At 40.1% G+C, this 24,070-nt stretch carries 21 protein-coding genes and 4 tRNA genes; 18 read left to right on the top strand and 7 right to left on the bottom strand.

The genetic code is table 11. From position 1 onward, the window contains the following. Positions 1–58 precede the first annotated feature (58 nt). Positions 59–913 carry a bifunctional methylenetetrahydrofolate dehydrogenase/methenyltetrahydrofolate cyclohydrolase FolD gene (gene folD, locus RDV63_RS11020; protein ID WP_313909552.1) on the bottom strand — a complete coding sequence of 285 codons (855 nt, stop codon included), beginning with the start codon at positions 911–913 and terminating at the stop codon, positions 59–61. A gap of 199 nt (positions 914–1,112) precedes the next feature. On the opposite strand from folD, the gene RDV63_RS11015 reads away from it, so the two are divergent. The 13 genes from RDV63_RS11015 to RDV63_RS10955 all read left to right on the top strand — a co-directional run bounded on the left by RDV63_RS11015 (position 1,113) and on the right by RDV63_RS10955 (position 13,534). Then, positions 1,113–1,189 (top strand) — tRNA-Pro (locus tag RDV63_RS11015). Between the two features lie 42 nt (positions 1,190–1,231). Then, positions 1,232–1,308, top strand: a tRNA-Arg gene (locus tag RDV63_RS11010). A 55-nt stretch (positions 1,309–1,363) separates the two neighbouring features. Next, a tRNA-His gene (locus tag RDV63_RS11005) sits at positions 1,364–1,439 on the top strand. Positions 1,440–1,451: 12 nt separating this feature from the next. Continuing rightward, positions 1,452–1,528: transfer RNA gene (locus tag RDV63_RS11000), tRNA-Pro, on the top strand. A gap of 101 nt (positions 1,529–1,629) precedes the next feature. After that, positions 1,630–2,127, top strand: coding sequence for a GNAT family N-acetyltransferase (locus RDV63_RS10995; protein WP_313909551.1), 498 nt, complete (start codon positions 1,630–1,632; stop codon positions 2,125–2,127). Between the two features lie 221 nt (positions 2,128–2,348). Further along, on the top strand, positions 2,349–3,470 hold the full coding sequence (proB, locus tag RDV63_RS10990; protein ID WP_313909550.1) for a glutamate 5-kinase: 1,122 nt from the start codon (positions 2,349–2,351) through the stop codon (positions 3,468–3,470). Then, entirely contained in the window at positions 3,467–4,720 is a 1,254-nt protein-coding gene (locus RDV63_RS10985) for a glutamate-5-semialdehyde dehydrogenase (RefSeq protein ID WP_313909549.1), read from the top strand. The genes proB and RDV63_RS10985 overlap by 4 nt, the downstream gene beginning before the upstream one ends. 233 nt (positions 4,721–4,953) lie before the next feature. After that, the gene (tig, locus tag RDV63_RS10980) at positions 4,954–6,264 is read left to right on the top strand and encodes a trigger factor (protein WP_313909548.1); all 1,311 of its coding nucleotides are present in this window, start codon (positions 4,954–4,956) and stop codon (positions 6,262–6,264) included. 121 nt (positions 6,265–6,385) lie between these two features. Beyond that, positions 6,386–6,994: an ATP-dependent Clp endopeptidase proteolytic subunit ClpP gene (clpP, locus tag RDV63_RS10975; protein ID WP_409934859.1), complete on the top strand. Its 609-nt coding sequence runs from the start codon at positions 6,386–6,388 to the stop codon at positions 6,992–6,994. A gap of 56 nt (positions 6,995–7,050) precedes the next feature. Then, positions 7,051–8,325: an ATP-dependent protease ATP-binding subunit ClpX gene (gene clpX / locus RDV63_RS10970; protein WP_313909547.1), complete on the top strand. Its 1,275-nt coding sequence runs from the start codon at positions 7,051–7,053 to the stop codon at positions 8,323–8,325. A gap of 163 nt (positions 8,326–8,488) precedes the next feature. Next, complete coding sequence (lon, locus tag RDV63_RS10965; protein WP_313909546.1) at positions 8,489–10,885, top strand: endopeptidase La; 2,397 nt, start codon at positions 8,489–8,491, stop codon at positions 10,883–10,885. 211 nt (positions 10,886–11,096) lie between these two features. Then, entirely contained in the window at positions 11,097–11,369 is a 273-nt protein-coding gene (gene hupB, locus RDV63_RS10960) for a nucleoid-associated protein HU-beta (protein WP_313909545.1), read from the top strand. A 233-nt stretch (positions 11,370–11,602) separates the two neighbouring features. Next, positions 11,603–13,534 (top strand): SurA N-terminal domain-containing protein, encoded by a 1,932-nt coding sequence (locus RDV63_RS10955; protein ID WP_313909544.1) that lies wholly within the window; start codon positions 11,603–11,605, stop codon positions 13,532–13,534. Between the two features lie 83 nt (positions 13,535–13,617). On the opposite strand, the gene RDV63_RS10950 is transcribed toward RDV63_RS10955, so the two are convergent. Genes RDV63_RS10950 through pspF form a run of 6 tightly spaced genes read right to left on the bottom strand, consistent with a single transcriptional unit; the run spans position 13,618 to position 20,022 of the window. Continuing rightward, positions 13,618–14,385 carry an ATP-binding cassette domain-containing protein gene (locus RDV63_RS10950; RefSeq protein ID WP_313909543.1) on the bottom strand — a complete coding sequence of 256 codons (768 nt, stop codon included), beginning with the start codon at positions 14,383–14,385 and terminating at the stop codon, positions 13,618–13,620. After that, the gene (locus tag RDV63_RS10945) at positions 14,382–15,377 is read right to left on the bottom strand and encodes an oligopeptide/dipeptide ABC transporter ATP-binding protein (RefSeq protein ID WP_313909542.1); all 996 of its coding nucleotides are present in this window, start codon (positions 15,375–15,377) and stop codon (positions 14,382–14,384) included. Before RDV63_RS10945 ends, RDV63_RS10950 begins: the two co-directional genes overlap by 4 nt. Then, positions 15,377–16,273: an ABC transporter permease subunit gene (locus RDV63_RS10940; RefSeq protein WP_313909541.1), complete on the bottom strand. Its 897-nt coding sequence runs from the start codon at positions 16,271–16,273 to the stop codon at positions 15,377–15,379. Before RDV63_RS10940 ends, RDV63_RS10945 begins: the two co-directional genes overlap by 1 nt. A gap of 1 nt (position 16,274) precedes the next feature. Next, the gene (locus RDV63_RS10935) at positions 16,275–17,291 is read right to left on the bottom strand and encodes an ABC transporter permease (RefSeq protein ID WP_313909540.1); all 1,017 of its coding nucleotides are present in this window, start codon (positions 17,289–17,291) and stop codon (positions 16,275–16,277) included. Beyond that, entirely contained in the window at positions 17,288–18,940 is a 1,653-nt protein-coding gene (locus tag RDV63_RS10930; RefSeq protein WP_313909539.1) for an ABC transporter substrate-binding protein, read from the bottom strand. The genes RDV63_RS10935 and RDV63_RS10930 overlap by 4 nt, the downstream gene beginning before the upstream one ends. Next, positions 18,937–20,022: a phage shock protein operon transcriptional activator gene (gene pspF / locus RDV63_RS10925; RefSeq protein ID WP_313909538.1), complete on the bottom strand. Its 1,086-nt coding sequence runs from the start codon at positions 20,020–20,022 to the stop codon at positions 18,937–18,939. The genes RDV63_RS10930 and pspF overlap by 4 nt, the downstream gene beginning before the upstream one ends. 194 nt (positions 20,023–20,216) lie before the next feature. Here pspF and pspA point away from each other — a divergent pair, with 194 nt between their 5' ends. The 5 genes from pspA to RDV63_RS10900 are packed head-to-tail and all read left to right on the top strand — an operon-like array spanning position 20,217 to position 24,011. After that, positions 20,217–20,888: a phage shock protein PspA gene (gene pspA / locus RDV63_RS10920; protein WP_313909537.1), complete on the top strand. Its 672-nt coding sequence runs from the start codon at positions 20,217–20,219 to the stop codon at positions 20,886–20,888. A 23-nt stretch (positions 20,889–20,911) separates the two neighbouring features. Further along, positions 20,912–21,148, top strand: coding sequence for an envelope stress response membrane protein PspB (gene pspB / locus RDV63_RS10915; RefSeq protein ID WP_313909536.1), 237 nt, complete (start codon positions 20,912–20,914; stop codon positions 21,146–21,148). Further along, positions 21,141–21,560, top strand: a complete 420-nt coding sequence (gene pspC, locus RDV63_RS10910; protein ID WP_313909535.1) for an envelope stress response membrane protein PspC — start codon at positions 21,141–21,143, stop codon at positions 21,558–21,560. The genes pspB and pspC overlap by 8 nt, the downstream gene beginning before the upstream one ends. 34 nt (positions 21,561–21,594) lie before the next feature. Further along, the gene (locus RDV63_RS10905) at positions 21,595–22,977 is read left to right on the top strand and encodes a YcjX family protein (protein ID WP_313909534.1); all 1,383 of its coding nucleotides are present in this window, start codon (positions 21,595–21,597) and stop codon (positions 22,975–22,977) included. Then, the gene (locus RDV63_RS10900) at positions 22,974–24,011 is read left to right on the top strand and encodes a TIGR01620 family protein (RefSeq protein ID WP_313909533.1); all 1,038 of its coding nucleotides are present in this window, start codon (positions 22,974–22,976) and stop codon (positions 24,009–24,011) included. The genes RDV63_RS10905 and RDV63_RS10900 overlap by 4 nt, the downstream gene beginning before the upstream one ends. Positions 24,012–24,070: the final 59 nt, after the last annotated feature.

Here is a 24,070-nt window from a genome sequence, read left to right as displayed (position 1 = left end):
AGAATAAAAAAACCGCCGAAAGGCGGTTTTTATTTATTTGATAGAAACCTCTTGATGCTTAGTCATGATACAACTGACAAGCTTCTATAGTGTTTTCAATTAAACTGGCTACTGTCATAGGGCCAACACCGCCAGGGACGGGGGTGATATAACGGGCCCGCTCTGCTGCTTTAGCATATTCAATATCGCCAACTAGTTTGCCATTATCTATTCGGTTAATACCCACATCAATAACTAAGGCGCCCGGTTTTATCCAATCTCCTGGTATAAATTCTGCGCGACCAACTGCAACAATTAATAAGTCAGCTCGGCGAACATGTTGCTCGAGGTTTTTGGTGAATTTATGGCAAATTGTGGTAGTGCAGCCGGCTAATAGTAATTCTAGCGCCATAGGTCTACCAACAATGTTAGATGCACCTACAACTACTGCATCCATGCTTTTTATATTGACGCCAGTGCTTTGCAATAGCGTCATAATGCCTTTAGGCGTGCAAGAGCGTAAGGCCGGCATACGTTGCGTTAGACGACCTATATTGTAAGGATGGAAGCCATCTACGTCTTTATGCGGGTGAATACGCTCTAATACTGCAGATACATCGATACCCGCAGGTAGAGGCAACTGGACTAATATACCATCCACTGTTTTATCAGCATTAAGGGTATCGATAAGCTCAAGTAGTTGTTGCTCTGTGGTATCTGAGGCTAAGTCGTAAGAAACAGAATGAAAACCTACTTCTTCACAAGCTTTACGTTTGCTTTCAACATAGACTTGTGAGGCGGCATCAAGACCAACTAATATTACGGCTAATCCTGGTGGGCGGCGTCCTGCGGCTACACGAGCACGAACTTGTGCTGCTACAGTATCTTTAGTTGCTTGTGCTACGGCTTTGCCGTCAATGATTTGTGCTGTCATCTAAAACTGGTCTCTGGCGGTATTAAATTGATGAGGCTATTTTCGCATAGCCTTAACCATAACTCCAACCCATTATTTCAGCGATTTTTTAGACAATAGGTTCAAATAATAGGCAGTTGGCCGATTTAAGTGAAAAAAGGTTTGACCCTTTGCTTGGGCGGCTGTAATATTCTGCCCCGTTGCCCCAGTGCAATTATGTCGGTGATTAGCGCAGCTTGGTAGCGCACTTGGTTTGGGTCCAAGGGGTCGCAGGTTCAAATCCTGCATCACCGACCACTTTAAGATATAAAGTATAAGAGCTTGGTAGGTTTTGATTGTGCGCCCGTAGCTCAGTCGGATAGAGCAACGGCCTTCTAAGCCGTAGGCCATAGGTTCGAATCCTATCGGGCGCGCCATAACTAGCGCTTTATACTTTGTACAGGCTTAAAGATAAATAGTACAGTTTCAATGGTGGTTGTAGCTCAGTTGGTAGAGCCCCGGATTGTGATTCCGGTTGTCGTGGGTTCGAACCCCATCATCCACCCCATTTCTTTATAGTCGGTGATTAGCGCAGCTTGGTAGCGCACTTGGTTTGGGTCCAAGGGGTCGCAGGTTCAAATCCTGCATCACCGACCACTTTTCTCCACTCAACACTCCATTATTTCCTTATATCTATAGGAATAATTTGCGTTGCCATATATGCTAAGCTTTATTTTCATCTAACTATTAGGCTAGTTATGATTATTGCTGAAACACCGCGTTTACGTATTCGTCATCTGACTGTTGCAGATGCTCAGTTCATATTGCATTTATTAAATGAGCCTTCGTTTATACACAATATTGCCGATCGTGGTGTGCGCAATGAACAAGATGCTTTAGATTATTTATTAAATGGACCTATGAAAAGTTATCATACTTATGGCTATGGTTTGTATTTAGTCGAGCATGTTGATAATGCTGAACCTATGGGGATCTGTGGTTTAATCTACAGGTCAAACTTGCAAGAAACTGATATTGGTTTTGCTTTATTGCCGCAATACTGGGGGCAAGGTTATGCAACCGAAGCGGCAAAAGCTGTGCTTCAGTATGGTTATCACAAATTAAATTTAACTAGAATAGTAGGTTTAACGAACGCTAGTAACCTGACCTCAATTAATTTACTGTCAAAGCTTGGTTTGCAGTTTGAAAAAACTGTGCTGTTATCTGGCCAGCAACAAGTAATGCTATTTTCATAGCATAAAAGAATTCGCTTAATTAAACTGTAATTTTATTACATAAACTTACTATTCATAAAATCTATAGTGAGTATAAGTTTTATTTTTAATTTGTCTAACTCATTGATTTTTAATTATATAGTGTCTGAAAGGGTTTTTGTTAATAGTTAGTTGCTTTGTCTGCAGTGGTGCTTGGTTACCAATTTTGTTATTATTCGTTCGGAACAACCAATGGAGGAGTTATGATTAACCCATCCTGGCGTCGAGTAGTGCTTAAAGTTGGCAGTGCTTTAATCGCGCCAGAAAACCAGGGCTGTAGTGAGCAGTTTTTACGTCCAATTGCTGAGTTTATTCGGCAATGTCGACTTCAAGATGTTGAAGTCATTCTTGTTTCGTCTGGCAGTGTTGCCGCGGGACGTCATCATTTTAATTTTCAGCATCAACGTGTGCCGCTAGTATTAAAGCGAGCAATGGCAGCAGTTGGCCAAAGTGAATTAATGAACTTTTGGAGTCGCTGTTTTGATTTTCCTTGTGCGCAAGTGTTATTGACCCACGGTGATTTGAGTGATCGGGTTCGCCATGTCAATATAAAAAACACCTTACAACGGTTATTAGACCATGATGTCTTGCCTATAGTGAATGAAAACGACACTATTGCGACAGAAGAAATTAAAGTCGGCGATAATGATAATTTAGCTGCTATGGTAGCAACAGTATCCAATGCTGATGCCTTGATCATTTGCTCAGATGTAGATGGTTTATATACAGCAGATCCAAATAAAGACCCAACCGCTACCTTAATTACTGAAGTTGATCTTATTACCCCAGAAATTTATGCATTAGCCGGTGGCGCTACTTCTAGTGTTGGTACCGGTGGGATGCGCACTAAAATTGAAGCGGCTGAAAAAGCGGCTGCACACGGTATTGATACCTTAATTATTGATGGCCATAAAGCAGATAGTTTTTCTGAGCTATTGGCAGGGCAAAACCCTGGCACTATCTTCTTTGGTCAAGAAGTACCGATGTCAGCGAAAAAACACTGGGTGCGACATACTTTACGCTCTAAAGGCGAAATATGGGTCGACGATGGTTGTATTGAAGCCTTGCGCTCTCATGGTGCCTCGTTACTTTGTAGTGGTATTGTTGATATTACTGGTGAATTTGAATCAGGTGATGCAGTTTTAATTCGTTGTGCTGATGGTAAACGAAAAATTGCTAAAGGTGTTACTCGGTTTAGTGCGAGTGAGTTGTTTTCGATTAAGGGACAGCAAAGTAGAGATATAGAGTCTTGCATTGGTTATTGTCCTACTGGAAGTGATGCCGTAATTCACCGCAGCGAAATGATGTTATTGGAGAGAGTATGAGTACCGATGTTGCAGCAATGATTGCTGCTAAAGCGGCAAAAGCAGCTAAAGCAGTTGCTAATTTAACCACTGAAGAAAAGAATTTTGTATTACAAAGCATGGCGAATCATCTTCGTGAAGCGACAGCAGATATTTTAGCGGCGAATAAAGATGAAGTTGCCACTGCCGTTAGCAACGATACCAGTGCTGCAATGATAGACCGTTTAACCTTAACGGAACAACGCATTGAATCAATGGCAAGCGCTATTGAGCAAATTATTGCACTGGAAGATCCTGTTGGTAAAACACGTTTTATTGAGCAGCGTCCTAACGGTATTAATATTGAAAAACGCCGTATTGCTTTAGGCGTAATTTGCATGATTTATGAAGCGCGGCCTAATGTGACCGCCGATGCAGGTGCCTTGTGTTTTAAAGCTGGTAATGCTGTTATTTTACGCTGTGGCCGTGAAGCTATTCAAACTAGCTTAGCTATAGCTAAAGCGATGCAACAAGCCTTACGCGAGCATAAGTTGCCGGATGAAGTTATTAGCATAGTGCCGGATCCGGATCGCGACTTAATGTTAGGGCTATTAAAACAAGAAGAATATATTGATTTAGTGATCCCACGCGGTGGTGAAGGTTTAATTCGCTTTGTGACTGAACATAGCCGGATACCGGTCATTCAGCACTATAAAGGCGTCTGTCATTTATATATTGATCAAAGTGCTGATTTAGACATGGGGCTTAAGCTACTGTTAAACGGTAAAGTACAGCGTCCAGGTGTCTGTAATGCATTAGAAGCCTTATTAGTAAATAAACACGTTGCCGCTGATTTTTTACCTAAAGCTAGTGCAGCCTTAGCTGAACATAATGTGATTATTCATGCTTGTAAGCAAAGTATTGATTATTTTAACCAAGCGCAGTTAATTGAAGAAAATGAGTTTGGTCAAGAATACTTGGCTCCGGAAATTGCTATTCGTGTTGTCGATGACATGGATCATGCTATGGAACATATTGACCGTTTTGGTAGCCAACACACTGAAGTAATCTGTACTGCAGATCAAGCCAATGCCGAGCGCTTTATTCGCCAAGTTGACTCAGCAGTAGTAATGCACAATAGTTCATCACGATTTTCTGATGGTGGTGAATTAGGGTTAGGTGCTGAAATTGGCATCTCTACCAGCAAGTTGCATGCTTATGGTCCTATGGGATTAGAGGCGTTAACTGCCGAAAAATATGTGGTTACAGGTAACGGTCAGACCCGTAGTTAAAGTAGCCATATTAAATAATTTTAAACGCAGCAAGGTTAACTCAAGCCTAAGCTGCGTTTTTAAATTCTATTTTGTTATAAATTGGCATAAGTTTGGGACTCGACCTCGGCTCATTAGGTCGCTATAATGCCGCGTCCTTTTTTATAACAGACTAGTAAAACGTTAATAAACGAAGCTAGATCACATTACTACGGCGTAGCGTAAACGCCCTATATTGAATTTGAGGAAACAAGATGCAAGTTTCAGTTGAAACCACTCAAGGTTTAGAGCGCCGTTTAACCATTACCGTGCCTGCCGAGAAAATTGATAACGAAGTTAAAAGTCGCCTACGTGATTTGGCTAAACGCCAAAGAATCGATGGCTTCCGTCCCGGTAAGGCACCGGTTTCACTGATCCAAAAGCGTTTTGGCCAGTCGGTATTGCAAGAAGTTGCGTCAGAGCAAATGCAACGTCATTTCTATGAAGCAATTATTGAAAACAAACTAAACCCAGCAGGTACGCCAACTTTTACTCCTGGTGAATTAAGCCAAGGTCAAAATTTAGATTTTACAGCAACATTTGAAATCTATCCTGATGTTGAAGTACAAAACCTAGACAAAATTGAAGTGTCTAAACCAGTAGTTGAAATTACTGAAGACGACATGAATAAGATGTTGGATACTTTGCGTAAGCAACATGCAACTTGGGGCGAAAAGTCTGATGCTGCAGCTGCTGGTGATCGGGTTGAAATTGACTTTGTCGGTTCAATCGATGGCGAAGAGTTTGAAGGCGGCAAAGCCAGTAAATTTGAATTAGAGCTTGGTCAAAATCGGATGATCCCAGGTTTTGAAGACGGTATCATTGGTAAAAAAGCCGGTGAAGAAGTTACAGTAGAAGTTAATTTCCCTGAAGATTACCATGCTGAAAACTTAAAAGGTAAAGCTGCAAGTTTTGCTATTACTATTAATAAAGTAGAGCAACAAGTTTTACCTGAGTTAAATGACGAGTTTGCTGGTTTATTTGGTTTAGAAATAGCTTCAGTTGACGCACTTAAAGTAGAAGTGCGTAAAAACATGAACCGTGAATTAGAGCAAAACATTAAAGCTAAAGTAAAAGAGCAAGTTATCAAAGGTTTATTACAGCATAATGAATTAGAGATACCAACAGCTTTAGTTGCAGGCGAAGTTGAAGTGTTACGTAAACAAGCTATGCAACGTTTTGGCAATAATGTTGATGCTAAAAACTTACCTGAGTTACCAGCTTCATTATTTGAAGAGCAAGCAAAAGACCGGGTAAAAGTAGGTCTATTATTAGGCGAAATCATTAAAACGAATGAACTGAAAGTTGACGAAGATAAAGTTAAGCAATTAATTGAATCTGTTGCTTCTGCTTATGAAGATCCAGAAGAAGTCGTTCAGTATTATAATAGCAACAAAGAATTATTGCAGAGCATGCGTAATGTAGCATTAGAAGAGCAAGCCGTTGAGCTTATTTTAGCTAAAGCTAAGGTAACAGAAGAGAAAACTGCTTTTGATGCCATTATGAATCCACAAGCTGCTCAGTAATATTGACTTCTTGAGTCACGACAGTTTTAATGGCTCGGACAACAGTTCGGGCCATTTTATTTTTAGGCACTGCTTAGTAGTTATTTAGAGGGAATCTCATTTTATGTCTATGCCACAACATCTGAACGATTTAGTAAGTGCTTTAGTCCCTATGGTCGTTGAGCAAACCGCGAAAGGCGAACGTTCATATGATATTTATTCTCGATTATTAAAAGAGCGGGTTATCTTTTTAACTGGCCAAGTCGAAGATCATATGGCCAACCTGATCGTGGCTCAGTTATTATTTTTAGAATCTGAAAGTCCAGAAAAAGATATTTATATTTATATAAACTCGCCTGGCGGTTCAGTCACAGCGGGTTTATCAATTTATGATACTATGCGCTATATTAAACCTGATATCGCGACAGTATGCGTTGGTCAAGCCGCTAGTATGGGGGCGTTTTTATTATCTGGTGGCACTAAAGGTAAACGTTATTGCTTACCTAATGCCCGAGTGATGATTCACCAGCCTTTAGGTGGTTTCCAAGGTCAAGCCACAGATTTTGATATTCATGCTCGTGAAATCTTATATATAAGAGAAAAGCTTAATCGCTTAATGGCCGAGCATTCTGGTCAAACATATGAGCAAGTATGTAAAGATACTGAGCGCGATAATTTTTTAAGTGCCCAACAGGCCTTGGAATATGGCTTAGTCGATGCCATATTAACCAATAGAGATAGTATTAAGTAACAGAAACTCAGCAGCTGCCATTAAAGTGGCCTGCATTGTAGTGAAGAGGTAATTAGATGTCTGATCGCACTGATGGCGATAAGAGTGGTAAATTGTTGTACTGCTCTTTCTGTGGTAAATCACAGCATGAAGTGCGTAAGTTAATCGCAGGACCACAAGTCTATATTTGTGATGAATGTGTTGATTTATGCAATGACATAATACGGGAAGAAATAAAAGATATTTCTCCTAAGCGTGATGCTGACAAATTGCCGGTGCCGCATGAGATCCGTGCTCATCTTGATGACTATGTAATAGGTCAAGAGCATGCTAAAAAAGTACTAGCTGTTGCTGTATATAACCATTATAAGCGTTTACGTAATGCTCAAGAAAAGCCTGAAGTAGAGCTAGGTAAAAGTAATATTTTATTAATAGGTCCAACAGGTAGTGGTAAAACGCTATTAGCAGAAACCTTAGCGCGCTTATTAGATGTGCCTTTTACAATGGCAGATGCAACCACATTAACTGAAGCAGGTTATGTGGGTGAAGACGTTGAAAATATTATTCAAAAATTACTACAAAAATGTGATTACGATGTAGAAAAAGCTCAGCGTGGCATTGTTTACATTGATGAAATAGATAAAATTTCACGTAAGTCTGATAATCCATCTATTACCCGTGATGTGTCAGGTGAAGGGGTTCAACAAGCATTATTGAAGCTAATTGAAGGCACTATTGCCTCAGTTCCGCCGCAAGGTGGTCGTAAGCATCCACAACAAGAGTTTTTACAGGTAGATACCTCTAAAATCTTATTTATATGTGGTGGTGCTTTTGCAGGCTTAGATAAAGTGATAGAGCAGCGTTGTGCTAAAGGTGCAGGTATTGGTTTTGGTGCTGAAGTGCGCAGTAAAGAAAGTACCCGTTCTATTAGTGAATCATTTCGTGATGTAGAGCCAGAAGACTTAGTAAAATACGGTTTAATTCCAGAGTTTATAGGCCGTTTACCTGTAGTTGCAACATTAACTGAATTAGATGCGGATGCGCTAATACAGATTTTAAGTCAGCCTAAAAACGCCTTGGTTAAGCAGTTTTCAGCTTTATTTGCAATGGAAGATGTTGAACTTGAGTTTCGTGATGATGCGTTAAAAGCCATTGCTAATAAAGCAATGGAGCGCAAAACAGGTGCTCGGGGCTTACGTTCTATAGTTGAAGCGGTATTATTGGATACCATGTACGAACTACCTTCGTTGGAAAATGTTTCCAAAGTAGTGATTGATGAAACGGTCATTCGAGGCGAGAGTGAGCCTATTCTGATTTATCAAGCCAAAGATCCTGTAACTGCTGAATCATAGAAATAAGTATAAAAAAGAAACAAAAAATAAAAAAAAAGGAGCTGAATAAGCTCCTTTTTCGTATTGCTAATTGAAGTTCGCTAAATGAACCCCATATACTTATACATGTTTCGCGGCAGCTAGAAGTTTCGCGCCAGCAATAATTAATTTCGAGAGAGAATCAATGACAGTAGAACAAGCTGAACGTTTGCATATGCCAGTATTGGCGCTGCGAGACGTTGTCGTCTATCCCCATATGGTGATCCCACTTTTTGTTGGACGAGCAAAGTCAATCAAATGCCTTGATGCCGCTATGGATAATGATAAACAAATATTCTTAGTTGCTCAAAAAGATGCGACTTTAGATGATCCTAGTGTTGAGGACCTATATGAAATAGGTACAGTTGCAACAATCTTACAGTTGTTAAAGTTGCCTGATGGTACGGTTAAAGTGTTAGTTGAGGGTAGTCGTCGTGCTCGTATCGCTGACTTTACTGAAACTGACGATACTTTTGCCGCCAATATTGATGTTATTGTTACAGCTGAACCTGAAGAGCGTGAGCAAGAAGTATTTTTACGCTCAGCTATTAATCAGTTTGAAGGGTACATTAAATTAAATAAAAAAATACCACCTGAAGTATTAACGGCGTTAAGTGGTATAGAAGACTTAGCCCGTTTAGCCGACACTATGGCTGCGCATATGCCATTAAAGGTTGAAGATAAACAAAAAGTACTTGAGCTATTAGATGTAACAGCACGGCTTGAGTTTTTAATGGCGATGATGGAAAGCGAAATTGATATTTTGCAAGTTGAACGACGTATTCGTAGTCGAGTCAAAAAGCAAATGGAGAAAAGTCAACGCGAGTACTATTTAAATGAGCAAATGAAGGCTATCCAGCGTGAGTTGGGTGATCTTGAAGATTCACCAGATGAATTTGAAGCTTTAGCAAAAAAAATAGCTGATGTGAAAATGCCAGCAGAAGCGGCAGATAAAGCCAAAGCAGAACTGCAAAAGTTAAAAATGATGTCGCCGATGTCAGCAGAAGCGACAGTGGTACGAAGCTATATCGAGTGGCTAACCAATGTGCCATGGAAAAATCGCAGCAAAGTTAAAAAAGACTTAGCCGCCGCAGAAAAGATATTAAATGCCGATCACTATGGTTTAGAAAAAGTAAAAGAGCGCATTGTTGAGTATTTAGCGGTGCAGCAACGGGTTAATAAACTTAAAGGCCCAATTTTATGTTTAGTGGGCCCACCAGGTGTTGGTAAGACCTCTCTAGGGCAGTCTGTGGCTAAAGCTACTGGCCGTAAGTATGTACGTATGGCATTGGGTGGTGTTAGAGACGAAGCGGAAATACGTGGCCATAGACGCACTTACATAGGGTCAATGCCGGGTAAGATTATCCAGAAAATGGCAAAAGTAGGGGTGCGTAACCCATTATTTTTGTTAGATGAGATTGATAAGATGGCTTCGAACTTTCGAGGAGATCCTGCATCAGCTTTGCTAGAGGTATTAGATCCTGAACAAAATACTAGTTTTAGTGATCACTATCTTGAAGTTGATTATGATTTATCTGATGTTATGTTTTTTGCAACATCAAACAGCCTAAATATTCCGGCGGCTTTACTTGATAGAATGGAAGTTATCCGTTTAGCGGGTTATACCGAAGATGAAAAACTTAATATTGCTAAGCAACATTTAATTTCAAAGCAAATCAGTCGTAATGGTTTAAAAGAAAGTGAAATTGTTATTGAAGATAGCGCTATTATTGGCATTATTCGGTATTACACTCGTGAAGCAGGTGTCCGAAACTTAGAGCGAGAAATTTCAAAACTGTGCCGCAAAGCAGTAAAAGAGATTTTATTAAATAAAAAAATTAAGCAAGTTGTCATTAATAACGACAATCTAGAAGAGTATTTAGGCGTACAACGGTTCGATTATGGTAAAGCTGAAGACAGTAACCGTATAGGTCAAGTAACAGGTTTAGCTTGGACTGAAGTAGGTGGAGACTTGCTAACGATAGAAGCTGCCTCTGTGATGGGTAAAGGTAAACTTACCTTTACCGGCTCGCTAGGTGATGTCATGAAAGAATCTATCCAAGCAGCCATGACGGTTGTTCGTAGTCGAGCTGAAGGCTTACGTATTAACGAAGACTTTTACGAAAAACGTGATATTCATGTTCACGTACCAGAAGGTGCTACGCCAAAAGATGGCCCAAGTGCAGGTATAGGTATGGTGACAGCGTTAGTTTCAAGCTTAACCGGTAACCCAGTACGAGCTGATGTTGCTATGACAGGCGAAATTACCTTACGAGGTGAAGTACTAGCCATAGGTGGCCTGAAAGAAAAGCTTTTAGCTGCACATAGAGGGGGAATTAAGCGGGTATTAATTCCACATGATAACGTTCGTGACTTAAAAGATATCCCAGCAAATGTTAAAGCTGATATTGAAATTTGCCCAGTAAAATGGATAGATGAAGTATTAGAATTAGCCTTACAAGAGCCAACAGCGCGTGTTTCTGTCGAAAAACCGCTAAAAAAAGCAGCAAAAGCTAAAAAAACTGAAAAAAATCCGGTTTAGGGGGCTTTTAATTCTCTTAAGCTGTGATAAGTTATGTGCACTTTCGGCGTAGCCCTTATCAGACAAGGGCTAGAGTCAAAGCAATTAAAACTAGCTTTACTGTTTCTTTTGCTTGCAAGCAACTAAGTTGCTTGTTATAACAATGAAACGCACTTACAAGGTTAGTAAAGTGTAGCTGTTGAAAATAATAACAATTGAAGGGGATGATATTGTGAACAAGTCTCAACTTATCGACAAAATTGCTGCTGGTGCAGACATTTCTAAGGCATCAGCGGGTCGTGCTTTAGATTCGTTCATTGATGCGGTTACCGAAGCTCTTAAAGAAGGCGATTCAGTAGCATTAGTTGGTTTTGGTACCTACAGTGTGCGTGACCGCGCAGCTCGTACAGGTCGTAACCCACAAACGGGTGCAACTATCGAAATCGCTGCAGCTAAGATTCCAGCATTCAAGCCAGGTAAAGCATTAAAAGATGCAGTTAATTAATCATTTAAGTGATTAAACACTTATTATTGATTGGAAGTTTAATTTTAAAACCGCAGATGAATTTTAAAGATAAACTGGAAATGATATTGCGGGTGTTAGGATAAAACAACCGTAGCCTTGTAAAGGCTTCTCTAAAAAAAGCGCATCTGTTAAGATGCGTTTTTTTTTACGGCAACAACTAACTATTGATGTTGTTTCCCAGGCGCTAAGTTGAATAAAGAGATTGTACTAAGATGTTAGAAAAAATTAGAGAAGGATCGCAGGGGATATTTGCTAAAACCATCTTAGGTTTGGTAATTCTGACATTTGCCCTAGCAGGTGTGGGTAGTTATTTAAGTTCTCCTGCAGAAGTCAATGTTGCCACTGTAAATGGTGATAAAATATCCAAAGCAGAATTTGATCAAGCGTTTCAAAATGAACGTACACGTTTGCAACAGCAGTTTGGTGAAATGTACGCTACGCTAGCGGCCGATCCAGCTTATATGAATAACTTTCGTAGTGAAGTGTTAGAGCGTTTAATCGATGAACGTTTACAGCAGCAATTTGCTACAAAACTTGGCCTGCGGGTCAGCGATGAACAAATCCGCGACGCTATTCGTGACATGGTAGAGTTTCAAATTGATGGTCAATTTAATAATGACCGTTATATTGCCTTATTACGTCAGTCTGGTTATCAGCCTGAACAATTTCGAGAACTAATGCGTGAACAGATGTCGCGTAATCAATTATTAATAGGTGTATTAGGCAGTGATTTTGCCACTGTTAATGACATGCAACAATTAATGAAGTTGCAACAACAAAGCCGCGATGTTGAATATGCGCGTATTGCGGCAGCAAATTTTGCTGCCGATGTTAACTTAACTCAGCAAATGCTAGAGGATTATTACACTACGCATATAGCCCAGTATCAAACAGAGCAAAAAGTTGCGGTAGAATATGTTGAGTTGTCGGCCGAAACCTTAGCCAAAAATATTACAATTACTGAGCAGCAAATACAGCAGTTTTATAATGACAATAAAGCCTTATACTCAAGTAAAGAACGCCGTAAAGTTGCTCATATCATGTTGGAATCGGAAGAAGCTGATGCTGAAGTTGAAGCAAAAGCTAAACAATTGCTAGCGCAATTACAAGCCGGTGCTGACTTTGCTAAATTAGCACAAACTGAGTCTGCAGATACATTTTCTGCAGAAAACGGCGGCGAGTTAGATTGGTTGGCTCTTGGTGATATGGACGAAGACTTTGAAACCGCAGCTTTTGCCCTAACAGCTGAAGAGCAGTTAAGTCCTGTGGTAAAAACAGCTTATGGTTATCATATTATTAAACTCATTAAGCTAGAGGCAGCGCAACAGCAAGATTTAGCCGAAGTATCGGCAGAAATTGCACAGCGTTTACAAGAAGACCAAGCAGCAACTGAGTTTTATGATGCAAAGCAACGTTTAGCTGAAGTAAGTTTTGAAGTCTATGATTCATTAGAGGATGCTGCTTTAGCTATTGATGCAAAAGTTGTTGCAACGCCTTTATTTAGTCGCACTAACGCTTCTGCACCTTTAAATGCGCCTGTTGTCATGGCTAAAATATTTGATGCTGATTTTATAGCAGACAAAATTAATAGTGATGTTATTGAATTAGACAAGCAGCACGTGATAGTAGTGAGAGTTAAGCAATCAGAGCCAGCGAGAACTCAAGGTTTAGATGAAGTTAAAGCTTCTGTTGAAGCTGCAGTTAAGGCAGAGCAAGCAGCGTCATTAGCCAAAGCTAAAGGGCAAGAGCTATTAGCTAACTTTAAGCAGTCTACTGATGCTGAAGTCAGTTTTGCACAATTTATAGCAGCATCTAATTTAACCCTAGAGCAAGCAATGGGTACGCCACGCTTTGGCGGCACTTTAGATGGCCAAATTCGGGCTAAAGCTTTTGCAATGGCTAAGCCTATCGATAGCCAGCCAGCCGTAGATATGGTTGAGCTAGCCAATGGTGATGTTGCCTTGGTATCTGTAGTCGCAGTAAAAGATGCTGATATTACTGTGGTGCCAAATGCTGAGCAATTAGAGCGGCTAGCTGAGCAGAATGCCCAGCAGTCTTATGCTGCAGTGTTAGCGTCTTTAAGAGCACAAGCTGAGATTACTCGCAATTTACGGGCAACACAAACTAACGATAGCTCAATGTAATTGCCTGTATCTGTTATTGACTTTACAACGCCGTGTTAATAACACGGCGTTTTTTTATGGGGTATAATAAGAGGCATAATTTGTTAAGCTTGGGTGCTGTTAATAAGCTTTTTGCTATAGTCAGATTGCGGTTGGTTAAATACAGTCATAGTATCTGCGTAGTCTACTACTTTACCTTGTTCTAATACTAATAAGTCATCGGCAATATGCTTAATCAAACGTAAATGGTTAGTGATTAGCAAATAGGCTAAGCCGGTAGTTTGTTGTAGTTCGAGCAGCAGGTTGACAATTTGAGCCCTTAGCGAAGGGTCTAAGGCTGTTAGAGCTTCATCTAATACAAGAAGCTTTGGGTTAAGGATTAAGGCTCTAGCGAGCGCTACACGTTGAATTTGCCCGCCTGAAAACATGTGTGGATAGAAATCTGCATGGTCATCTAATAGACCTAGTTGTTTTAATGTTTCTTGAATTCTTTTCTGCCGTTGTTCCAGATTTAATATAGTACTAAAGCGTAAGACATCATCCAGCATTTGGCCTATTTTTTGATGTGGATTGAGTGAGCGTTCAGCATCTTGAAAAATAAACCTGATCACATGATTATATTGGCGAAAGTTGTTAATTTTTACCTTTTCACCCGCAAGCACTATATCACCTGTATCGGGCTTTTCTATACCTACTAATAACTTAGCTAAGGTACTTTTACCAGAGCCGGTTTGGCCAACAATGGCTAAGGTTTTTCCTGCATCTAAGATAAAATTTATATCAGTTAGAGCGTGGACCGCTTGGCGACCAAATAAACCTTTAGAATTGTGGTAGGTTTTGGATAAATTGCGAACTTCTAATAATGCAGTCATAAAGTTTCTTTTTTAATTAGCGGAAAATGACAACTATAATAGTGGTTGTGTAACCGTTCTAACTTAGGTGTTTTTACGCACTCTTTGCGGGCATTAGGGCAACGAGGGCCTAAGCGGCAGCCTATAGGTAAGTTCTGTAATAATGGTATGCTGCCAGGTAGGGCATATAAAGGACTTTTAGCCGTTAGCTCAGGCTGAAACTCAGGCGCACTTTTGATTAAAGCATGAGTGTAAGGGTGCATAGGTTGTTTAATAATAGTGGCGGTTTCGCCAGCTTCAACTAATTGACCACAATAGAGCACACTTAAACTTTGGGTGTAGCGAGCAATGCTTTCAAGTTCGTGGCTAATCAATAATATGGCCGTGCCTTTAAGTTGATTAATGCTAGCTAATAACCTAAATAATTGCGCCTGAGTAGCGCTTTCTAAGGCGGTAGTTGGCTCATCCGCGATTAAGAGTTTAGGGCTTTTTGCTATGGCCATAGCTATAGTTACTTTTTGACAAATCCCTTCAGATAACTGATATGGATAACTATGAATAATGGCCTTATGGTCGCTAATGCCTACTTTATGTAGTAACGCTATTGCTTTACGACGGCGCTGATAGCGCCTACGCCACCAGGGGCCTTCTAATTGATGATTTGGAATAGCTTCTTCTAGCTGATCAATAATAACATCGGTAGGGTCTAAACTTAAACTTGGCTCTTGATAGATCATGGCCACATCACGGCCAATAATTTTTCTTTGCTGAGCCGAGCTCATACGCAGTAAGTCCTGTCCGGCCCAATGAAACCTATCCGCAGTGACTTGCCAGCGCTGATTCAACACGCCAACTATTGCTTTAGCTATTAAACTTTTGCCAGAGCCTGACTCACCTACTAAGCCGCGGGTTTCTCCTTCGCGTAAACTAAAGTTAACTTTATCAACAGCACGAATTAAGCCATCTGGCGTATTAAGCTCTATAGTTAGATTTTTGATGTCCAGTAACAACATTAGCCTTCTCGCCGTTTAATAATTGCGCTGCGTAATCCATCACCGACTAAGTTAACCGATAATACGGCCAAAAAAATCAATAACCCAGGGATAGCAATACTAGTTGGTGCTAAATAAATAAGATCTAAAGAGTCGGCAATCATAGTACCCCATTCTGCAGTAGGTGATTGAGCACCTAAGCCTAGAAAGCCTAGTGCGGCAATATCCAGTATAGCTGTAGATAATGCCATGCTCGCCATTAAGGTTAGTTGCTCCCAGGTATTGGGCAGAATTATGCGTTTAAATATTTGCCAGTTATTGGCGCCGTCTAAACGGTAGGCGGTAACGTAATCTTCATTTAATTGGCTAGCGATGGCATTGCGAATGCCATGCACAAATTGAGGCAATAATGCCAGCATGATAGCCCAAGTAGTATTAATTAACCCAGGCCCTAATATTGCAACAATAATAACCGCTAATAATAGTGAAGGGATGGTTAAAGTTAAATCTAGTATATGGTTAAAAAAGCTGGATTTAATCCCTTTACTCATGCCGGCTAAGGTGCCTAAAACTAAGCCCATAATTAAAGAGCCTAATACAGTAATGATAGCAATACCAAAGGTATAGCGGGTACCTATTAACATTCTGGAAAATAGATCTCGGCCCAAATCATCGGTACCAAATGGGTATTCTATTAAGCCTTGATCTGACCAAGACGGTGGTACTAAAAGCAAGGCATCCATTTGCTGGTTAGGGTCATGTAATAGTAAGAGTGGAGCAATAAGACTGATCAGTGTAAAAGCGCCGAATAACACTAAGCCTGCTACGGCACTATGCTGACGAGTAAACTCTCGCCACAGCTGAGCTTCGGGAGAACGGGCAAGTTGTTCATTGGGCAAAATACGAATAAATGCCATATTACTGTTTCCTTGCCAAAGGGTTAAAATAAGTATGCAATAGCTCGGTAGACATATTAGCACTGATAACAATAGTGGAAATCATTAATAAACCAGCTTGGATAGCGGGATAATTACGCTGATAAATACTGTCAATTAGCCAATGGCCTAAGCCAGGCCATGAAAATATAATTTCGGTAATCATAGCTAGGGTTAGTAAAGTACTAAACTGCAAGCCAATTTGGCGTATAACAGGCAGTAATGCATTACGTAAGCCATGGCGATATAAAACTTGGCCCCGACTTAAGCCTTTAGCACGTGCTGTTTTTATATAGTTTTGTTGCCATACATCTAACATAGAATCACGAGTAAAACGCAGCATAACAGTAGTAGGAAAAGTGGCTAATACCACTGTGGGCAATAATAAGTGTTGTAGCGCATTATAAAATGCATCACCTTTATAGGGGGTATCGGCAATATAAATATCCCACAACATAAAACCCGTTTGATGGGGAATTTCATATAAAACATTAATTCTACCTGCAGTAGGTAACCAACCTAAGCCTAAAGAGAAAATCATAATAAGCAGTAAACCCCACCAAAAAACGGGTAGCGAGTAAGCGGTAACAGCAAGACCAGAAATGCTCTTGCTAAGCATACCTTCGGGCTTAATTGCGGCAATAATACCAAAGGGAATGCCAACAAAAAATGAAATAAACAGTGCGTAGGCGGCTAACTCTAAGGTTGCTGGGGTTAAGGTTTTTATTTCTTGCAATAAAGGCTGTTGGCTAGAGAAAGATAGCCCCCAATCACCGCTAAAAATCCGTTGTAAATAGGCAATATATTGTGCCAGGTAACTTTTATCTAATTGATAGTAGCTGGTAAGCTGTCCAGCTTGTTCAGGGGTAATTTGCCGTAAACCGCTAATATTATTTAGAATATTACCAGGAAATAAATAAGCTAGGCTAAAAGCGAAGATACTTAAGGCAATAAATACAAAAGCAAGTAAAAACAAGCGCCGTAGTAAATAGGCTCTCATAGCTTTTCCTTAGTCGCAGTTGCTAATGAAATACCACCATAAGGATTAATTGTGACACCAGTCACATCATTATTTATTGCTTGAAAACGCTGTGAGTGAGCAATACTCACTAGGGGCATTTGCTCTGCAAGATACTGCTGTACCTCGAGATAAATAGTGCGCCTTTGGTTTTGATCCGCGGTTAATATGGCTTGATTAATTAACCGGTCAAACTTTTTATCACACCAATTAGCTCGGTTAGTGCCGGTAATAGCCGCGCTACAACTTAGTAAAGGCCGCATAAAATTATCAGGATCAGCATTATCTGCCGCCCAACCAATTAATACTGAGTCATGGGCATAATTAGTTAATTTGCGCCGAAAACTATTCCATTCGTAAGTAATAATTGTTGCTTTAATGCCCACTTGGGCTAAGTCTGCTTGAATTAATTCGGCCATTTTTATGGCATTTGGGTTATATAAACGTTGTACCGGCATGGCCCAAATATTCATAGTAAAGCCTTTGCCATAACCTGCTTCAGTTAATAAGGCTTTAGCTGCAGTAGGGTTGTACTGAGCAGGGGCTAAATTAGGATCATAAGCCCATGATGTTGGTGGTAAGATAGAAGTTGCTGCTGTAGCGTGACCATAATATACAGCTTGCATTATTGCCTCGCGATTAATGGCTAATGCTAAAGCTTGGCGTACCTTAACATTATCAAAAGGTGGCTTTTGAGTATTAAAAGCCCAAAAGCCAACATTCATACTAGTACTTTCTTGAATATCAACGTCAGCACGTTTACTAATCAGCTTAAGTTCTGCCACGCGCGGGTAGGCTATAATATCGCACTCATGAGTTAATAGTTTAGCCATACGCCTAGCATTATTGGGTACTATATCAAATACTAATTGCTCAGGTTTAGCTAAGGTCCGCCAATAGTTAGGGTGGCGATGATAACGAATAAGTACATCTTTTTGATATTCTTTAAATACAAAAGGCCCAGTACCGACAGGATGGGTATCTATCTGAGGCAGAGTGTTATTTTCAATAAGCTGTTGGCCATATTCTGCCGATAAAATAGCACTAAAGTCAGTCGCTAAGGTTGATAGAAATGAGCTGTTAGGTTGGCTTAATTCAAATTTGACGGTGTGGTTATCAATAGCGCTAACTCGGCTAACTAAGCTGGACCATTCTATACTCTGGAAGTAGGGATAGACACCACCACCTTGGGAATGAAAAGGATGGCTAGGTTCACTTATGCGGTTAAAAGTGAATATCACATCTTGAGCCTGCAATGGTCTGCTAGGCGTAAAGTATTCAGTATGATGAAACTGCACATCGGGTTGTAAATTAAAGATATACTCGGTGCCATCAGCACTGACTTGCCAGCTTAGCGCTAATCCAGGAATAAGCTTGCCACTATTTACATCCACATCTAATAAACGATCGTATAGTTGTAAGCTGATAGCATCGATAGTAGTGCCAGAGGTGATTAATTGGGGATTAAATGATTCTGGCGAACCTTCAGAGCAATAAACAATACTAGACTGAAACTGCTCAGGCAATTGTGGCTGACAAGCACTAAGTAATAAACTACTTAACAAGGCAAAACCTAATAATAGTATTTTGTTATAAATAGCGTAGTAGTAAACTTTACTGTTTAATGTCATGTTTGTTGGCTTTCCAGTAGCTGATACTTCTTCATGTAGCCTCGTAATTGATGATAAGTCAAATTGAGCATTTCAGCCGTTTTTTTCTGATTATATTGGCTGGCGGCTAAGGCTTGTTTAATGAGACTGATTTCATAGTCTTGAGATAAAGTTTTAAAGTCTTGGTTATGATTAAAATCAACTTTAGGTGCTGTGGTCATCTGGGAAGAAGCTAGAGTTGAACTGTTATCAACTTCGTTGTTGCGATTAGGTGCTTGCTGGCTTAGATCTTGGTTAACTGAAAGCCTAGACTTAGGGCGATAAGGCGAATCAAAAGGGTCTAACTGGATATTATGTATTGGTACATAGGCATTGTTAGTTCTGTATACGCTGCGTTCAACGACATTTTTTAATTCACGAACATTACCCGGCCAATCGTGTTCCATTAAGCAGCGCTTTGCCTTTTCGGTAAAGCCGCTAAATAATTCAAAACCTAATTCACGAGCCATATTAATCGCAAAGTGCTCGGCTAAATGCATAATATCTTCTGTTCGTTCACGCAAAGGCGGTAGGGTAATAACATCAAAGGCTAATCTATCCAGTAAGTCGGCACGGAACCGACCTTGTTCGGCTAGTAAGGGTAAGTCTTCATTAGTAGCGCAGACTAAGCGAACATCGGTTTTTATTGAACGGCTACCCCCAACACGCTCAAACTCACCATACTCAATGACTCTTAGTAGTTTTTCTTGAACCAAGCTAGGTGTGTTTGCTAACTCATCTAAAAATAAAGTGCCACCATTAGCGCGTTCAAACCGGCCTTCATGACGCTTGCTAGCACCGGTAAAGGCGCCAGATTCATGGCCAAATAACTCAGACTCTAATAGGTTTTCATTTAATGCCGCACAATTTAAAGTTAAATAATTTTGATCCCAGCGCTGCGATAAAAAGTGCAAACGTGCAGCAATCAGCTCTTTACCCGTACCACGTTCACCAATTATCAATACTGGCTTAGTTAAAGGGGCAACTTGCGACACTTGATCCAGTACGTTTAAAAAACTATTAGACTGACCAAGTAAATTATCTTGTTTAAATTTTCTATTCATTGGCTACTATTTGTTAGTTAAATTCACTAATTAGTAGTGTATTTCATTATTGCGCTAAGCAAAAGCATTGTGAGGAAATAAATAAAAAACTAATTAATTCAGTGGTTTATTGATATATGAAAAGTTGGCAAGAAAACTGAATAAGCTTAGTGGTACTAACAAGGTACTTAAGATTATATGTAGAGGTAAATACAATGGGTATATTTTCAAGATTCTCTGACATTATTAACTCGAATATTAATGCATTATTGGATAAAGCCGAAGATCCAGAAAAAATGGTGCGTTTAATTATTCAAGAAATGGAAGATACGCTAGTAGAAGTGCGCTCTTCTTCTGCAAAGACCATAGCCGAGAAAAAAGAACTACAACGTTTAATTAATCGCTTACAAGAAGAAGTAACAGATTGGCAAGCAAAAGCGGAATTAGCTTTAAGTAAAGATCGCGAAGATTTAGCTCGTGCAGCTTTAATTGAGCGCCAAAAATCTGCGGATAAAGCAGAGTTAGTGTCGGCAGATATTGCTAATTTAGACGAGCACATTGCTAAGCTGCAAAGCGAAGTGGCGCAACTGCAAGAGAAGTTAGCTGACGCTAAGGCAAGACAAAAAGCGATGTTAATGCGCCAAAGTACAGTAACTTCTCGGTTAGAAGTTAAGAAAACACTCGATAGCAACCGCATTAATGATGCTATGTATAAATTTGAGCGCTATGAGCAAAAAATTGATAGTTTAGAAGCTCAAGTTGAATCTTATGATCTAGGTAAGAAAAGCTTAAAAGATGAGTTTGCAGAGCTAGCTGCGCAAGACAAAATTGATAATGAACTGGCTGCACTGAAAGCTAAAGTTAATCAACAAGATAAAGACGCCTGATTTTCAGGCGTTGGGGAGAAAACATGGGTGGTTTAGAGTTTATTGGCGTGCCGTTTATTTTGTTTATGATTTTTGTCGCGCCTATTTGGGTGATAATGCACTATCGAAGTAAAAATAAATTAGGTCAAGGTTTGTCCGATCAAGAACTGCAGCAATTAAATGAGTTAGCGTTACGTGCCGAGAAAATGGCTGATCGAATTGATACACTTGAAGCTATATTAGATTCTGATAGTCCTAATTGGAGAAACCAATATGACTAAAATAAGAGGTGAATTATTTAGAGACGACGCTAATGCTAAAATAGCAGGTGTCTGTGCAGGCATTGCCGATTATTTTGGCTGGGAAGTCTGGCTGGTTAGGATAATAACCTTATCAGGACTATTCTTAGGAAGTGGCTTAGTTTTTATGTTGTATATAGCTGGCTGGGTGGTGCTAGAAAAAAAGTCAAATGCCCAAGCTAGGCAGGGCAAAGACGGTGCTAGTAGCCAAGCCAGTTTTAAGGAGCGGCAGGTTGAAATAAAAACCCGAGTCTGGCAGCGGGGAGAAGCACCCAAGCAAGCACTTAGCCATTTAAATCATCAATTTAATGAAATTGAGTTAAGATTAAGAGATATAGAGCGTCATGTAACGTCAAGGAAGTTTCAGTTAAACAAAGAGTTTAATAATTTATAATTACATTTCGATGTAAATAACTTAAAGGCAGTAAATGAGCTTATATCAGAAGATTCGCCAGCAAGGTCGCGAGTTTAGCCAACGCACATTAGATAGGCACTTGCGACTAGGCGTAACCGGATTAAGTGGTTCTGGCAAAACAGCTTTTATTACTTCATTAGTGCATCAGCTTACGCATGGTGATCAACCCGCACATTTGCCGTTTTTTGCAGTAGTGCGAGAAAAGCGTTATTTAGGTGGGCAGGTAAATCAGCAGCAAGTTTTATCTGTACCCCGTTTTCCAATTGAACAAAATCTACAGTATTTACAGCAGAAACCGCCAACTTGGCCACCTTCTACTCGCGGTTGGAGCCAATTAAGTTTGACCTTGCGCTACAAGCCTGCTGCAGGTTTAAGAGCTAAGCTGCAGTCGCGTAGCGAGCTAGCACTTAATATAGTTGATTATCCAGGTGAATGGCTATTGGATTTGCCATTACTAAATATGGATTACCAGCAATGGTGTGAATTTAGCTGGCGCTTATTTCGTCAACCCCATCGCCAAGCAATAGCAAAGGATTTTGAGCAACACTTACTGACTTTAAACCAGCAAGATGGGACTGAATTATCGCTACAAAATACGACCGATAACTATAAAGTCTTATTACAGCAGTTTCACGATACGCCAGGGGCTTATTTAAATCAGCCAGGACGCTTACTGGTGCCGGGTGAGCTAGCAGGGGCTCCTATGTTGCAGTTGTTCCCGTTATTACCTGAGCAAGCTTCTGCCAATACAGTATTAGCTAAAAAGCTGGCGCAACATTATAAAAGCTACTGTAAAAACGTTATAGAGCCATTTTATCAGCAGCACTTTGTCAGCCTAGATCGACAAATTATTTTGGTGGATTGTTTAACGGTTTTAAATAGTGGTTATGCAGCTATACAAGAGTTACAACAAGCATTACAACTTATTTTAAAAAGCTTTCACTATGGCCCTTCAAGCTTATTGGCTCGACTTTTTAAACCGAAAATTAGCAAGGTATTGTTTGCTGCTAGTAAATCGGATCATGCTACACCAGAGCAACACAAAGCATTAAGTTTGTTATTGCAGCAATTACTGTATCAACCATTAAAGTTAAGCCACTATCAAGCCGCTGTAACTGAGGTTATGGCCATTGCTGCTATTCGTGCTAGTACTAGTGGTTATGTGCAAGTAGAAGGGTTAGCCCAACCTTGCATTCGTGGTAAAACTTTGCAACAAAAAAATGTAACTTACTTTCCAGGTGAAGTACCTGCAACAATACCTAGTGCAGATTTTTTTACACAGCATAAATTTGAGTTTTTAGCACTAGAACCCATTCAGTGGGCCGAGCATCAGCCTTTACCCCATGTCAGAATGGATCATGTATTACAGTTTATGCTTGGAGATAAACTAGAATGAATGAATTAAAGTCAGCACAATATTTTGACTCTACAGTTTTGACACCTAACAGTGCAGATGCCACATCTTCAGCCAGTAAAACAACTGAATTTAAAGCGATACAGCATTATACAGAAGATAATTTTGTGGTAACTGAAGAAGAGTCGGTGGCGACAGTGTTAAAGTCACCGCATAAGTGGTGGTGGCGTTTAGCTAAAGCCAGTTTATTGTTAGTTGTTATTGCTGCTTTATGGCAGTGGGTCGATATGTTGCAGCAAGCTTGGCAACATAATATGACTAAAGCCGTGTTTTTAACCCTTACCAGTATGGTTTTATTGGTTTTATTTACAACTTTGTTATGGCGTGAGGTGCTGCTGTGGCGACGTTTAGCGCGTAACAAGCAATGGCAGGATGACGCTAAGCGAATTAATGCCAATGTACAATTTGGTGAAGCTAATGCTTTATGCCAAGCAGTTGTAAAAAGTTTACCTAATTCAGCGGTAATAATTAACGCGACAGAATTATGGCAACAAGCAAGACGTGATGAACATAGCGATAATGAACAACTTGCATTATTTGAGCAAATAGTGCTAGCTGAGCTTGATAAACAAGCCCAGCAAAGAATTTATCGTGCCGCAACCGACACCAGTTTTGCCGTAGCCATAAGTCCTTTTGCTTTAGCTGATATGATAATGGTGTTATGGCGCAGTAGCCGTTTATTAAGAGAACTAGCTCAACTCTATGGTGGTGCTATAGGTCAGTTGCGTAGTTTAGTACTGTTAAAGCAGTTATTTGCCGCTTTGCTCTGGGCCGGAGGCTCTGAAATCGCATTAGATATGGCAGCCGATGTGCTAAGTAGTGAGCTAACTGCAAAGCTTTCTTTACGCGCTGGCCAAGGTTTAATCGCTGGTTTACTGGTGGCAAGGATAGGTAATCTGGCTCAGCAACAGCTGCGACCTCTACCTAGCACTATGGCTAGCAAGGTGAGTATAGCTAAACTTGCTAGTAGCCTAACTAGCCGTTTAAAAACTAAAACAGCCGATACGACAGTTTAATTGTTAATTTACTGATACCGGATAGCAAGATGTCTGGCATGCTTCCAAAAATATTTTGT

Origin of the sequence: Rheinheimera sp. MMS21-TC3, assembly GCF_032229285.1 — a bacterium.
GTDB lineage: Bacteria > Pseudomonadota > Gammaproteobacteria > Enterobacterales > Alteromonadaceae > Alishewanella.
The sequence above is the reverse complement of the archived record's forward strand: the minus strand, read 5'-3'. Positions and strand labels throughout refer to the sequence as shown.

Excerpts from the sequence above, each read along its gene's own strand:
- folD (WP_313909552.1), bottom strand. The coding sequence starts at position 913 with ATGACAGCACAAATCATTGACGGCAAAGCCGTAGCACAAGCAACTAAA.
- RDV63_RS10995 (WP_313909551.1), top strand. The coding sequence starts at position 1,630 with ATGATTATTGCTGAAACACCGCGTTTACGTATTCGTCATCTGACTGTT.
- proB (WP_313909550.1), top strand. The coding sequence starts at position 2,349 with ATGATTAACCCATCCTGGCGTCGAGTAGTGCTTAAAGTTGGCAGTGCT.
- RDV63_RS10985 (WP_313909549.1), top strand. The coding sequence starts at position 3,467 with ATGAGTACCGATGTTGCAGCAATGATTGCTGCTAAAGCGGCAAAAGCA.
- tig (WP_313909548.1), top strand. The coding sequence starts at position 4,954 with ATGCAAGTTTCAGTTGAAACCACTCAAGGTTTAGAGCGCCGTTTAACC.
- clpX (WP_313909547.1), top strand. The coding sequence starts at position 7,051 with ATGTCTGATCGCACTGATGGCGATAAGAGTGGTAAATTGTTGTACTGC.
- lon (WP_313909546.1), top strand. The coding sequence starts at position 8,489 with ATGACAGTAGAACAAGCTGAACGTTTGCATATGCCAGTATTGGCGCTG.
- RDV63_RS10955 (WP_313909544.1), top strand. The coding sequence starts at position 11,603 with ATGTTAGAAAAAATTAGAGAAGGATCGCAGGGGATATTTGCTAAAACC.
- RDV63_RS10950 (WP_313909543.1), bottom strand. The coding sequence starts at position 14,385 with ATGACTGCATTATTAGAAGTTCGCAATTTATCCAAAACCTACCACAAT.
- RDV63_RS10945 (WP_313909542.1), bottom strand. The coding sequence starts at position 15,377 with ATGTTGTTACTGGACATCAAAAATCTAACTATAGAGCTTAATACGCCA.
- RDV63_RS10940 (WP_313909541.1), bottom strand. The coding sequence starts at position 16,273 with ATGGCATTTATTCGTATTTTGCCCAATGAACAACTTGCCCGTTCTCCC.
- RDV63_RS10935 (WP_313909540.1), bottom strand. The coding sequence starts at position 17,291 with ATGAGAGCCTATTTACTACGGCGCTTGTTTTTACTTGCTTTTGTATTT.
- RDV63_RS10930 (WP_313909539.1), bottom strand. The coding sequence starts at position 18,940 with ATGACATTAAACAGTAAAGTTTACTACTACGCTATTTATAACAAAATA.
- pspF (WP_313909538.1), bottom strand. The coding sequence starts at position 20,022 with ATGAATAGAAAATTTAAACAAGATAATTTACTTGGTCAGTCTAATAGT.
- pspA (WP_313909537.1), top strand. The coding sequence starts at position 20,217 with ATGGGTATATTTTCAAGATTCTCTGACATTATTAACTCGAATATTAAT.
- pspB (WP_313909536.1), top strand. The coding sequence starts at position 20,912 with ATGGGTGGTTTAGAGTTTATTGGCGTGCCGTTTATTTTGTTTATGATT.
- pspC (WP_313909535.1), top strand. The coding sequence starts at position 21,141 with ATGACTAAAATAAGAGGTGAATTATTTAGAGACGACGCTAATGCTAAA.
- RDV63_RS10905 (WP_313909534.1), top strand. The coding sequence starts at position 21,595 with ATGAGCTTATATCAGAAGATTCGCCAGCAAGGTCGCGAGTTTAGCCAA.
- RDV63_RS10900 (WP_313909533.1), top strand. The coding sequence starts at position 22,974 with ATGAATGAATTAAAGTCAGCACAATATTTTGACTCTACAGTTTTGACA.